Origin of the sequence: Aquipuribacter sp. SD81 (genome assembly GCF_037153975.1) — a bacterium.
Taxonomy (GTDB): Bacteria; Actinomycetota; Actinomycetes; order Actinomycetales; family JBBAYJ01; genus Aquipuribacter.
Genome location: NZ_JBBAYJ010000003.1, coordinates 148,499 through 160,997, shown reverse-complemented (window position 1 = coordinate 160,997; position 12,499 = coordinate 148,499). Strand labels below are relative to the sequence as shown.

The window sequence follows — 12,499 nt, the reverse complement described above, 5'->3', positions numbered from 1 at the left end:
GTCGGGTACGACGACGCTGCCGGGCGGGGGCCGCCGGCGCCGAGGCTCGTGGGGCGGCACGGTGCCGCCCCGGACCCAGGAGCACACGATGGACCAGCCCGACGCCCTGTGGCGGCACCTCGCGCGTGTCGCCGCCCGCTACCCCTCCCCCCACAACACCCAGCCGATGCGCCTGCACGTCGACTCCCCCGAGCGCGCGACGCTGCTGTTCGACCGCGCAGCCGTCCTCGACGCGCACCCGCTGGGGGTCCTGTTCGGCCACGTGACGGTCGGGGTCTACCTCGAGTGCCTGTCGGTGGCCGCGCACGCGGTCGGCCACGGTCTCGACGTCGAGCTCGAGGGCGGTCCGGACGCGACACCCGTCGCCGCCGGCGAGGGGCTGCAGCCGGTCGCCCGGCTGCGGCTCGTGCCGCTCGGGTCGCGCGTGCCCGACCTCGACCCGGCGCTGCTGCACCGCCGCCGCACCTCGCGGCTGCCGTACGACGGCCGCGACGTCGACGCGCACGTGCTGCGCCTGGTCGCGGCGGAGTGCGCCGGAGCCGGCCACCGGCTCGCCACGTCCGCCGTGCCCGACGTCGTCGCGGGCGTGGTCGCACTCGACACCGAGGCGCTCGTCGCCGACCTCACGACCCCGGCCGTGCGCGCCGAGCTCGCGGCGTGGGTACGCACGAGCGAGCGGGCGGCCCGGGCGACGCGGGACGGCTTCGGTCCGCGTGCCCTCGGCACGCCCGGGCTCCTGCTGCGGCTCGTGCTCGCGCACCCCGGCCTGCTCCGGCGCGGTCCGGTGGCGGCGCTCGCGCGCCGGGTGCGCCGGGCGACGTCCGCGGGCACCCCGCGCGTCGCGTGGGTGCGCGGCCGGCTCGACGGCCCGGCGGACGCGGTCGCCGCCGGCCGGCTGCTGCTGCGCGTGTGGCTCGTCCTCACCGAGCACGGCGTCGAGCTGCAGCCGTACGGCTCCGTCGTCACGAGCCCCTGGTCCCTCACCCGCTTCCACGAGGTGGTCGGCGAGCCCGCCGCCGACGGGCTCGCCACCTGGCTCGTCGTGCGGCTCGGGCACAGCGCCGAGCCGCACCGCAGCCCCCGGCGCCCGCTGGAGGACACCGTCGTCAGCAGCGCGCTCGAGGCGGTGCGGTGAGCATGTCGACGACCCGCCGGCTCGGCTCCCTGTGGTTCCGCGTCCTCGCCGACGGCCTCGAGGCCGCCCTCGCCCTCCTCGGCCGCTCGCCGCGGACCGTCGTCCTGCCGCTGCTGCGCCTGCCGGGTGCGGAGCGGCTCCGCTGGCACGGCGGGCGGCTGCGGGCCTGGCGCACCGCGACCGTCGCGGCCCGCACGGTGCCGGCGTACCGCGACCTGCTCGCCGCCACCGGGACCCGGCCGCCCCGGACCCCGCGGGACCTCGCGGGCCTGCCGGTCACCGACAAGGCGTCCTACGTCGTCCCGCACCGCATCGAGGACCTGTGCCGCGGCGGGCGGCTGCCCGCCCGCGGGCTCGGCCTCGACGAGTCGTCGGGCTCGACGGGCCACCCGACCAGCTGGGCGCGCGGCGCCGCGGAGCGCCGGGCGACCTCGGTGCTGCTGCAGGCCACCTTCGCCCGCTCCCTCGGGGGCGGCGGCGGGCCAGCCCGCGTGCCCCTGGTCGACGACGTGCCCGTCGTCCTCAACGCCTTCTCGCTCGGCGCGTGGGCGACCGGCATGAGCGTGTCCACCGCGCTCGGTCCCGTCACCAGGCTGAAGTCGACCGGACCCGACGTCGGCAAGGTCGTCGAGACGATGCGCGCGCTCGGCCCCGGCTACCGCTACGTGCTGCTCGGCTACCCGCCGTTCCTCAAGGACGTCGCCGACGACCCCCGCATCGACCTCACCCGCTACGAGGTCGCGGCGGGCTTCGGCGGCGAGGCGATCAGCGAGAGCATGCGCAGCCACCTGCTGCAGCACTACACGCGTGTGCTCGGCTCCTACGGCGCGTCCGACCTCGAGATCAACATCGCGGCCGAGACCGACCTCGGTGTCGCCGTGCGGCGCCGGATGGCCGCCGACCCCGCGCTGCGCCGCGCGCTCACCGGCCGCGAGGACGGCCCGCTGCCGATGGTGTTCCAGTACAACCCGCTCGACTACGTGCTCGAGACCTCGGCCGACGGCGAGCTGCTCGTCACGGTGGCACGGCGCGGCACCCTGTCGCCGCGGGTGCGCTACGACATCCACGACCTCGGGACGGTGGTCCGGCTCCCGCGGCTGCGGCGGGTGCTCCGGGCCCACGGCTGCGAGGACCTGCTGGCGCTGGCGACCACCGACCTGCCGCTGCTGCTGCACGGCGGCCGCTCCGACGCCTCCGTCGACTTCTACGGCGCGGTGGTCACCGTCGACGAGGTGCGCGAGGCGCTGTACGCCGAGCCCGCGCTCGCGGCCGCCGTCCGTCGGTTCCGCCTGCTGCGCTGGGAGGAGGCGGACGCCACCCCGCGGCTCGACGTCGTCGTCGAGCACGCCCCGGGCGCGGAGTGCCCGGCCGACGGGGCGCTGTCGGCGCGCGTGCTCGCGCGGCTGCGCGCCGGCAACGGCGACCTGCACAACGCGTGCCGCATCGCCCCGGCGCGCGTGCTGCCGACCGTGCGCGTCGTGGGACCGGGCGAGGCACCGTTCGACGACGGCGACGACGCGCGCCTCAAGCAGCGCTACGTCGAGCGGGCGCCGGCGGCGCGGACCCTCACACCCGCGGCGGCCGGTCCTCGTACGGCGTGCTGAGCACGATCGTCGTGTGCGTCGACACACCCGCCTTCTGCCGGATGACCGTCAGCAGGTCCTCCAGGTGGGGCGGGGTGTCGACGCGCACCTTGATGAGGTAGTTCGCCTCCCCCGCGACGGCGTGGATGGCCTCCACCTCCACGAGGTCCCGCAGCCGCTCGGGCACGTCGTCCGGGGCGGACTGGTCGAGCGGGGTGAGCGCGATGAACGCCGTCAGCTGCAGGCCCAGCGCCGCCGGGTCGACGACGGCGCGGTAGCCCCGCATGACGCCGCGCTGCTCCAGGCGGCGCACGCGGTGGTGCACCGCCGACGTGGAGAGCCCGGTGAGACGACCGAGGTCGGTGTAGGACATGCGCCCGTCGGAGGCGAGGGCGCGCACGATGGCGCGGTCGGTGTCGTCGACGAAGGCTCTGCCGTCAGGGGCGGTCACCGCCGCAGAGTAGCCAGCCGGGACGCCGCCGCAGGCAACGATCTGGTGTCGGATGCGGTGCCGGCCCTCACCCCAGCCGGCTCGCCCCGCCGCCGCTGTCGAGGTCGAGCACGAGCAGGCGCCCGGTCGCGGCGTTGTGGACGACGAGCTCGGACCCGCTCGTCCCGTCGGCCTCCAGCGGCGCCATGCGCGTCCAGCCCGCCGTCCACGTGTGCGTGCGGAGCGGGGTCAGCCCGCCCGTGGCGGACACGTCGGACACCGACGTCGCGCCGGTCACCGGGTGGTACGTGAGCAGCTCCGTACCCGCGGTGCGGTCGACCTCCAGCGGGACCACGGCGGACAGGCCCTTGGCCAGCGTGTGCTGGGCGATGCGCGTGGAGAGGGTCCCGCTGCCGAGCTCGAGGAGCAGGTGCCGACCCGTGGCCGCGTTGTAGACGCTGAGCTCGGAGCGGGCGGTGCGGTCGACCTCGGCGGCCGACAGGTGCGTCCAGCCCGTGGACCACGTCGTGCGGCTGATCGTGGTCGTCGTGCCGGTCCGGCTCAGCCGCACGACCCGCTGGGCGCCGGTGACCGAGCTGTAGAGCAGCAGCTCCGAGCCGGTCCTGCCGTCCACCTCGACCGGGACCACGTGCGTCCAGCCACCGGACCAGGTGCGGTCCAGCAGCATCGGGGTGGACCCGCTGCCGGTGGTGTCGACCACGACCACGCGCCCGCTGCCCCGGTTGTACAGGAGCAGCTCCTCGCCGGCGGTGCCGTCGAGCTCGACGGGGACGACCTGCGACCAGCCGGCGGTCCAGCGACCGGACTGCACCGTGGTCACGGCGCCGCGCGCGGTCACGTCCGTGACGTGGCGGGTGCCCGGGCTCACCGGCAGGTAGGTGAGCAGCTGCGCGCCCGCCCGGGGGGAGTCGACGGGCACGACCGTCGCCCGGCGCAGGTCGAGCGGGCTCGCCGACGTGGGTGTCGGGCTCGTCGCCGTCGGCGTGGTGGTCGGGGTCGGGGTGGTCGTCGGGGCGGCGGTCGGGGCGGGCGTCGGGGCGGGCGTCGGGGCGGGGGTCGGGGCGGGGGTGGTGCTCGGTGACGGCGCCGGCGTCGGGCTGGTGCTCGGGCTGGTGCTCGGCGTGGTCGTCGCCGCCGCGCGCTGGGCCGCGACGGAGCGCAGCGTGCCCATGGCGGCGTAGAGGTTGACGCCGGGGCAGCTGGTCTGCCCGACGTCGCGGTGGGCGAAGACCGCGGGCAGCTGCACCGAGGTACCGGCCGCGTAGCGCGACGTGCCGCCGGCGCTGGTGAGGGTGACGGTGCCGGTCGCGGTGCGCCCGAACAGGCCCATCTTCCAGCCGACGACCTCGCCCATGGCCTTGACCATCACGGCCGGCGCGGCGGCCGTCTGGTAGTTGCCGAGCGCGGAGACGCCGAAGGTGCGGTCGTTGAAGCCGCCCGCGTGGGCCCCGCGCACCGCCTTCGTGATGCCGCCGTAGCGGCCCTCGAAGACCGTGCCGTACTTGTCGACGAGGAAGTTGTAGCCCACGTCGCACCAGCCGAGCGTGCCCGTGTGGTAGGCGTAGATGCCGCGGACGATGCCCGCGCTCTCGGCCGCCGTGTACGCGTTGGTCCCGGCGGTGTGGTGCACGACGCCGGCCACCACGGTGCTGGAGTAGCTCGGGCTGCAGCGCCGCCTCGACTCGTCGGCACCCCACTGGGCGCGCGTCACGACGCTCGGCGCCGTCGCGGCCCCGGCGGGGCTCAGCGGCGTGGTCTCGGTGGTGGTCGGACCCTCGCCCGGGTCGACGAGGACGACCTCGAGGTCCTCGGGCGTCTCGCCGTCCGGGGTCGCGAGGCGCACCTGGACCGCGTCGGCGGACCCGGTGACGAGCGGCTCGGTCGCGACGACGTCGGCGGCCAGCCGGGCCTCCTCCGTGCCGGGGTCGGGGGCGGAGTCGACGAGCTCGAGCGGCTCCCACGCCGACCAGCCGCCGTCCTCGCGCACCCTGACCTGGACGGCCGCGGAGGCCGGCGCGTCCTCGGGCGACCACGTGACCCCGACGACGGAGAAGCCGTCGGACTCCACGACGTCGCTCTGCAGCACCCCGGGCTCACCGGTCGCCGCGACGGCCCCGCTGAGCGGCACCACCGTCCGCGCGGCCTCGACGGGCCCGCCGCCGGGCGGGCCCGGCAGCGCGGCGACGTCGAAGACGAGCAGCGCGCCGGTGACGGCGACGACGGCGGTGACGGCGACGGGTCCTCGCACCGGGGGTCCTCCAGGCGGTCGCGGGCCTGCCGGGAGCCACCGCGAGCGGCTCCGTCGTGCCCGCATCCCCTTCGGCGGCCGACCCGGCCACCTTGACCCCGCCTCACCCGGAGGCGCGCGGCGTCACCCGCGTGCCAGCGCCCCCGCGACCACGATCCGCTGCACCTGGTTCGTCCCCTCGACGATCTGCAGGAGCTTGGCCTCGCGCATGAGCCGCTCGACCCGGTGGTCGCTCACGTACCCGGCCCCGCCGAGCACCTGCACCGCGTCGGTCGTGACGCGGACGGCGCTGTCGGTGCAGAAGGTCTTCGCCATGCTCGCCGTCGCGCGCACCCGGGTCTCGTCCTCGCCCGCGTCGAGCAGGCGCGCGGCCTCGAGGTAGAGGGCGCGGGACGCCGTGACCGCGGTGGCGAGGTCGGCGAGCAGCCAGCCGAGGCCCTGGTTGTCGATGAGCGCCCGGCCGAACTGCCGGCGCTCGCGCGCGTAGGCGACGGCGTCCTCGAGCGCGGCCTGCGCGATGCCCACGGCGACGGCCGCGATCCCGAGCCGTCCCGCGTCGAGCGCGCGCTTGGCCACGGCGAAGCCGTCGCCCTCGGACCCGAGCAGGCGGTCGGCGTCGACCCGTACCCCCTCCAGCAGGACCTGCGACGTGCGGGAGGCGGCGAAGCCCATCTTGCGCTCCGGCTCGGCGGCGCCGAGACCGGACGCGTCACCGGGCACGAGGAAGGCGGAGATCCCGGAGCCGGACGGGCCCTCCCCCGGTGCAGGCCTCGGCGACGTGCGCGCGAAGACGGTGTACGCGTCGGCCATGCCGCCGTGCGTGATCCACGCCTTGGTCCCCCACAGCGCGTAGCCCTCCCCGTCCCGCTCCGCGCGGGTCCGCATCGCGGCGGCGTCCGAGCCGGACTCGTGCTCCGACAGGCAGTACCCGGCGAGCAGCTCCCCGCCGAGCAGGTCGGGCAGCCAGCGCCGCCGCTGCTCTTCGGTCCCGGCCGTCGCCAGGGCGTGGCAGGCGAGCACGTGGACGCTCACGCCCATGGCGACGCTCCCCCACGAGCGCGCGAGCTCCTCGAGCACCTGCAGGTAGACGGCGTACGGCTGCCCGCCGCCGCCCACCTCCTCCGGGTACGGCAGCCCGAGCAGGCCCGCCTTGCCGAGCAGGCGGTACGCCTCGCGCGGGTACTCGTGCGAGGTGGCGGCGCGCTCCTCGGCCGCGGCCGCCTGCGGCGCGAGCTCGTTCTCGCCGATGTCGCGGACGAGGTCGAGCAGGTCGCCCGCCTCCTCGTACGGCAGCACGCGGGCGGGGGCGGGGAAGGGTCGGCGTCGACCGGTCACGGTGTGCGTCCTCGGGGTGGGAGGGAGCCGGCGGGGCACCGCGGGTGGGGCACCGTCGCCGACGTGCGTGGTGCGGGCCAGGTTAGCGCCACCACCCGCCGCGACGGCCTGCCAGCATGGGCCGGTGAGCGGACTGCTGGCCGTCGACGCGGCGACGCTGTACTTCCGGGCCTTCCACGCGATCCCGACGAAGGTCGCGGCGCCGGACGGCACACCGGTCAACGCGGTCCGCGGCTACCTCGACATGACGGCCCACCTGCTCGAGCGGTACCGGCCGGACGCCTACGCCGCGTGCTGGGACGCGGACTGGCGTCCCGCGTTCCGCACCGACCTCGTGCCGTCGTACAAGGCGCACCGGGTGCTCGCCGAGCGCGGCGACGCCCCCGACGTCGAGGAGGCGCCGGACGAGCTCGCACCGCAGGTGCCCCTGCTCGCCGACACGCTCGCGCTGCTCGGGCTGCAGGTCGTCGCCGCACCCGGCCACGAGGCCGACGACGTGTGCGCGACCCTCGCCGCCCGCTGGCCGGACGAGGCCGACGGTCCCGTGCACGTGGTGAGCGGTGACCGCGACCTGCTGCAGCTCGTCGACGACGCGCGCGGCGTCGACGTCGTCTACGTCGGGGCTGGGGTGCGCGACGCGCCGGTGTACGACGAGGCCGGTCTCGCGGACGGGTACGGCGTGCCCGACGGTCACGGGTACCTCGAGATGTCGCTGCTGCGGGGCGACCCCTCCGACGGCCTGCCCGGGGTCGCCGGGATCGGCGAGCGGACCGCCGCCGAGCTGCTCCGGACGCACGGCGGGCTGACGGGCCTGCTCGAGGCCGTCCGCGACCCGGACTCGAGCCTGAGCCGCGGCCGCCGCGCGAAGCTCGCCGACGCCGCGGACTACCTGCACCGGGCGCTGCGCGTCGTGCGCTGCGTGAGGGACGCCCCGCTGGACCCGGACGACCTCGGCCGCCTCGTGCTGGGCGCGGAGCCGGACCCGGGCGCCACCGACGCCCACGCGCAGCGGTGGGGCCTGGCGAGCGCGGTCGGTCGGCTGCGCGCCGCCCGGGAGGGCCTCAGCCGCTGAGCGGGTCGCTCAGGGGGCGCGCAGGACCGTCGCCGCCGGCAGGGAGCGCGAGACGAGCACCCGCTGGTCCGTCGACCACGGCGGTGGGACGGCGCGAGGCACCCGGTAGACGCTCACGGTCACCAGCGCCGGCCCCGGCACGAAGCTGCCGTCGTAGGAGCCCGCCGTGACGGCACCACTGACCCGGACCCCGCCGGACGGGCTCGGGACGCACTCCCCGTGGCTCCCGCCCGTGAAGGTCCCCTGGCTGCGGCTGGACCCGACGACAGGGCCCTGTCTGACGTCGACCTCCAGCGCGTAGAGGTAGGGCGTGCCCCGCGAGTCGCTGCACCCGGTGGCTGCGACGGCGACCTGCACCCTGGACGACGGCCAGCCCTGCGGGTGCTGTCGCTCCGGAGGGCAGTCCGCCGCCCCTGCCTCGCAGTCCCGGGGGCTGATGGCCGAGTGCAGCGGGTCGATGCGGACCGCGCTCAGCGCCCGACCCGACGTGACGGGCGGGCGCCGCAACGACCGCACGGACGAGGGCCGGGTGACTCGCCGCAGGCTCGACGTGGCCGTGACCGACCTCGCGGCCCCGACCTCCCCGCGGGCCGACTGGCCGACGGTCGTCCGGTCGCCCGGCGCCACCTGCGGTGCGGCTTCCGCGGAGGCGGCGAGCGCGAGAGGCAGGACCGCGAGGAGCAGGCCCGCAGCGACGGTACGGCGCACGTGGCCCCCGTGGTGCTCGTGCAGCCGCCGCGGCAGACGATCTGCCGTCGTGTCGGGATGGCCCCGCCCCTGCTGCGCCGCCACCGTAGCGGTGGACGGGCGGCACGGCAGGGCGACAGAGCAGGTCGGCCCCCGTGCGCCTCGCGGCTCAGCCGCTGAGGCTGTACTCCACGACCCCGCGGCGCACGGCGCCGAGCGCGTCGGCGGCCGCGGCCCGCAGGTCGGTGCCGCGCGGGGCCGCCTCGTGCACCTGGTCGAGCAGGTCGACGGTCTGCCGGCACCAGCGCACGAAGTCACCGGGGCTCAGGTCGTTCTCCCGCAGGACGGTCTCCAGCGGGCGGCCCTGCGCCCACCGGTGCACCGCGGCCGCGAAGCCCGCGTCCGGCTCGCGGATGGGCGGGAGGCGGTGCCGGCTCTCGACGTCGCTCAGCGCCGACCACAGCCGGACCGTCGCCGCCCACGCCTCCGCCGTGCCGCGGCCGGGCAGGCGCGGGTCGACCCCCTCGCCCTCCCGGCGGGCCTCGAAGACGAGCGTCGAGACGACCGCGGCGAGCGACGGACCGTCGAGGTCGTCCCACACCCCCGCGCGCAGGCACTCGGCCACGAGCAGGTCCGACGCGGTGTAGATCCGCTGCAGCGCCTGCCCCGCCGGCGTCACCGTGTCGCCGTCGAGGTAGCCCAGCTCCTCCAGCACGTCGCACACGCGGTCGAAGGTGCGCGCGATGACGGCCGTGCGGCCCTCGATGCGGCGCTGAAGCTCGCGATGACGCTGCTGCAGCTCGTCGCGGCGCTCGGCCCAGCGCGCGTGGGACTCCCGCTCCGCGCAGCCGTGGCACGGGTGGGCCCGCAGCTCCCGGCGCAGCCGCAGCAGCTCGAGCTCGCCGGGACGCTCGCCACCGCCCTCCCCGTCGCCGTCCGCGCCGCCGGCGCCGTCGCGGCCGCGGGCGCGCGACGGCACTGGCACGGCGCCGCCGCCGACCTGCGCGAGCGCGTTGCGCAGCGAGCTCGCGAGGTCGCGGCGGGCCTGCGGGTCGTGCGGCTCGAAGTGCTTCGGCACCCGCACCGTCGTCACGACGTCGACGGCGCTGGGGAACTGCACGGCGTCCAGGCGACGCACCTGCCGCTCGTCGGTGAGGACGGTCGGCCGCGGGCCCTGCGTGGTGAGACCCGGGTCGAGCACGACGGCCCAGCCGCGCCGCCGCCCGACCGGCACCGAGATCACGTCGCCGCGCCGCAGCCGCTCCAGCGTCGCCCGGGCGTCGGCGCGGCGGTCGGCGCTGGCCCGGCGCGACAGGTCCTTCTCCAGCGCCGAGACGCGCCGCCGCAGCCGGTGGTAGGCCTCGAAGTCGCCGAGGTGGCACGCCATCGCCTCGGTGTAGCCGGTGAGCGCCTCCTCCTGCTTGCGCAGCTGCTTCGCGAGCCCGACCACGCCCCGGTCGGCCTGGAACTGCGCGAAGGACGTCTCCAGCACGCGGCGGGCGTCCTCGCGGCCGACCTGCTCGACGAGGTTGACGGCCATCGAGTACGTGGGGGCGAAGCTCGAGCGCAGCGGGTACGTGCGCGTCGAGGCGAGGCCCGCGACGTGGTCGGGGTCGAGCCCGTCGTGCCACAGCACGACCGCGTGGCCCTCGACGTCGATGCCGCGACGGCCCGCCCGGCCGGTCAGCTGGGTGTACTCCCCCGGCGTCACGTCGACGTGGGCCTCGCCGTTCCACTTGACGAGCTTCTCGAGCACGACCGAGCGCGCGGGCATGTTGACGCCGAGCGCGAGGGTCTCGGTCGCGAAGACGACCTTGACGAGGCCGCGGCGGAACAGCTCCTCGACGGTCTCCTTGAACACCGGCAGCATGCCCGCGTGGTGGGCGGCGAGACCGCGTTCCAGCGCCTCCACCCACTCCGCCCAGCCGAGCACGCCGAGGTCGGCGTCCGGCAGCGCGGAGGTCCGCTCCTCGGCGAGCGCCCGGATCTCGCGCCGCTCCTCGGGGCTCGTGAGCCGCACGCCCCACGCGAGGCACTGCTGGACGGCGGCGTCGCAGCCGTTGCGGCTGAAGATGAAGTGGATCGCCGGCAGCAGGCCGTCGGCGTCGAGCGCCTCCACGACGGCCGCGCGGGAGGCGGTCCCGCGTCGCCTGGGCCGGGCGCCGCCGCGCCTGGGGCGGCCGCGGTGCCGGCGGTCGAAGCGGCTGTCCTCGCGCGCGAGCACGACGAGCTCGGGGTTGACGGTCAGGTCGGTGTCGGAGCCGGGCAGGCCGAGCACCGGCTCGCCGTGGGGGTCGACGAAGAGGTCGTGCAGCCGCGTGCCGACCATGACGTGCTGCCACAGCGGCACCGGGCGGTGCTCGGAGACCACGACGCGCGTGTCGCCGCGGACCGTCGCGAGCCACTCGCCGAACTCCTCGGCGTTGCTCACCGTCGCCGACAGCGACACGAGCTGCACGTCGTCGGCGAGGTGGATGATGACCTCCTCCCACACCGCGCCGCGGAAGCGGTCGGCGAGGTAGTGCACCTCGTCCATCACGACGAAGCCGAGGCCGTCGAGGGTGCGGCTGCCCGCGTAGATCATGTTGCGGAGCACCTCGGTCGTCATGACGACGACGGGCGCCTCGCCGTTGACCGACACGTCACCGGTGAGCAGGCCGACCGCCGCGGCACCGTGGACGGCGACGAGGTCGTTGTACTTCTGGTTGCTCAGCGCCTTGATCGGCGTCGTGTAGAACGCCTTGCGCCCCGTCGCCAGCGCGAGGTGGACGGCGAACTCCCCCACCGCGGTCTTGCCGGCCCCGGTCGGCGCGGCGACGAGGACGCCGTGCCCGGCGGCGACCGCCTCCATCGCCTCGACCTGGAACGGGTCGGGCTCGAAGCCGAGTGTCGCGACGAACTGCCCGAGCGGCGACACCGCCTCCTCCCGGCGCCGACGGGCCGCCGCGAACCTCTCGGCCGGGCTGGGGTCGGCCGAGGTGTGCATGCGCCCAGGTTATGTCCCGGAGCCGGCCGCCACGACGGCAGGCGGCACGAGCACGCGGACGGCGCCCGGCACGGCGTCGAAGCAGCGCGGCAGGTCGCCGAGCCGCTCGCCGTCGCCGTAGGCGACGATCCGCCGGGGGCGGCGCCCGGCCGGGTCGACGGCCACCTCGACGCGGCGGGCGCGGCGCACCTCGACCACGTCGAGCTCGACGTGGGTGCCCGCGTAGACCTGCGGGAAGAGCCGGACGAAGCGGTGCAGCGGCACGGGCGTGACGACGACGACGTCGAGGAGGCCGTCGTCGCAGGCCGCGGCCGGGGCGATGCGCATGCCGCCGCCGTACGACGACGTGTTCGCCACGGCGACGAGCAGCCCCTCGGTGCGCCACTCCTCGCCGTCGAGCACGAGGCGGTACGGGACCGGGCGGAACAGCGGCAGCTCACGGGCGATCGCGAGGTTGTACCGCGCTGCGCCGCGCGGCCACCGCCAGCCGTTGGCCCGCTCGTTCACCACGGCGTCGAAGCCGGCCGCCGTCACCCCGGCGACCCACGCGGCGTCGGCCGCGGCGTCGCCCGGCGCCGTCACCCGGACCGCGTCGACGGACCGCGTCAGGCCCTCGCGCACGCAGCGGTCGAGCGCGTCGACCGCGGCGACCGGGTCGGCGGGCAGGCCCCACGCGGCGGCGACGTCGTTGCCGGTGCCGGCGGGCACGACCCCGAGCGGCACGCCGGTGCCGGCGACGGCGCCCGCCCCGAGGTGCACCATGCCGTCGCCGCCGACGACGACGAGCGCGTCGACGGCGCCGGCGGCGCCGCGCTCCCTCACGGCGCGGACGGCCTCGCGCCGCGCCCCGGCCGCGTCGCCGGCCGACAGGTCCCGGACCTCGTGCCCGAGGGCCCGGAGCCGCTCGGCGGCGCGCCGGCCGACGGCCGCGCCGCGACCCGCGCCCGAGCCGGGGTTGACGACGAGCCCGAGACGGGCGCCGGAGGGGGTCACGAGCGGGTG

Annotated in this window: 9 protein-coding genes; 3 read left to right on the top strand and 6 right to left on the bottom strand. The window is 76.8% G+C overall.

All coding sequences use genetic code 11. The features are described 5' to 3' along the window. Positions 1-88: 88 nt before the first annotated feature. Entirely contained in the window at positions 89-1,135 is a 1,047-nt protein-coding gene (locus WAA21_RS02915; protein ID WP_336921237.1) for a hypothetical protein, read from the top strand. Then, on the top strand, positions 1,132-2,739 hold the full coding sequence (locus WAA21_RS02910; protein ID WP_336921236.1) for a phenylacetate--CoA ligase family protein: 1,608 nt from the start codon (positions 1,132-1,134) through the stop codon (positions 2,737-2,739). The genes WAA21_RS02915 and WAA21_RS02910 overlap by 4 nt, the downstream gene beginning before the upstream one ends. On the opposite strand, the gene WAA21_RS02905 is transcribed toward WAA21_RS02910, so the two are convergent. From WAA21_RS02905 to WAA21_RS02895, 3 genes are all read right to left on the bottom strand, one after another. Next, the gene (locus WAA21_RS02905) at positions 2,702-3,169 is read right to left on the bottom strand and encodes an Lrp/AsnC family transcriptional regulator (RefSeq protein WP_336921235.1); all 468 of its coding nucleotides are present in this window, start codon (positions 3,167-3,169) and stop codon (positions 2,702-2,704) included. The two genes, WAA21_RS02910 and WAA21_RS02905, sit on opposite strands and share 38 nt — an antisense overlap. A gap of 67 nt (positions 3,170-3,236) precedes the next feature. Then, entirely contained in the window at positions 3,237-5,417 is a 2,181-nt protein-coding gene (locus WAA21_RS02900) for a peptidoglycan recognition protein family protein (protein ID WP_336921234.1), read from the bottom strand. 123 nt (positions 5,418-5,540) lie between these two features. After that, positions 5,541-6,752 (bottom strand): acyl-CoA dehydrogenase family protein, encoded by a 1,212-nt coding sequence (locus WAA21_RS02895; RefSeq protein ID WP_336921233.1) that lies wholly within the window; start codon positions 6,750-6,752, stop codon positions 5,541-5,543. A 124-nt stretch (positions 6,753-6,876) separates the two neighbouring features. On the opposite strand from WAA21_RS02895, the gene WAA21_RS02890 reads away from it, so the two are divergent. Beyond that, positions 6,877-7,824: a 5'-3' exonuclease gene (locus WAA21_RS02890; RefSeq protein WP_336921232.1), complete on the top strand. Its 948-nt coding sequence runs from the start codon at positions 6,877-6,879 to the stop codon at positions 7,822-7,824. A 9-nt stretch (positions 7,825-7,833) separates the two neighbouring features. Here WAA21_RS02890 and WAA21_RS02885 read toward each other — a convergent pair whose 3' ends face one another. The 3 genes from WAA21_RS02885 to WAA21_RS02875 all read right to left on the bottom strand — a co-directional run bounded on the left by WAA21_RS02885 (position 7,834) and on the right by WAA21_RS02875 (position 12,490). Continuing rightward, on the bottom strand, positions 7,834-8,532 hold the full coding sequence (locus WAA21_RS02885; RefSeq protein WP_336921231.1) for a hypothetical protein: 699 nt from the start codon (positions 8,530-8,532) through the stop codon (positions 7,834-7,836). Positions 8,533-8,680: 148 nt separating this feature from the next. Then, positions 8,681-11,497 carry a DEAD/DEAH box helicase gene (locus WAA21_RS02880; protein ID WP_336921230.1) on the bottom strand — a complete coding sequence of 939 codons (2,817 nt, stop codon included), beginning with the start codon at positions 11,495-11,497 and terminating at the stop codon, positions 8,681-8,683. Between the two features lie 9 nt (positions 11,498-11,506). Next, complete coding sequence (locus tag WAA21_RS02875; RefSeq protein ID WP_336921229.1) at positions 11,507-12,490, bottom strand: diacylglycerol kinase family protein; 984 nt, start codon at positions 12,488-12,490, stop codon at positions 11,507-11,509. Between the last annotated feature and the right edge of the window lie 9 nt (positions 12,491-12,499).

Coding starts and splice junctions, on each gene's coding strand:
- WAA21_RS02915 (WP_336921237.1), top strand. CDS start 89: ATGGACCAGCCCGACGCCCTGTGGCGGCACCTCGCGCGTGTCGCCGCC.
- WAA21_RS02880 (WP_336921230.1), bottom strand. CDS start 11,497: ATGCACACCTCGGCCGACCCCAGCCCGGCCGAGAGGTTCGCGGCGGCC.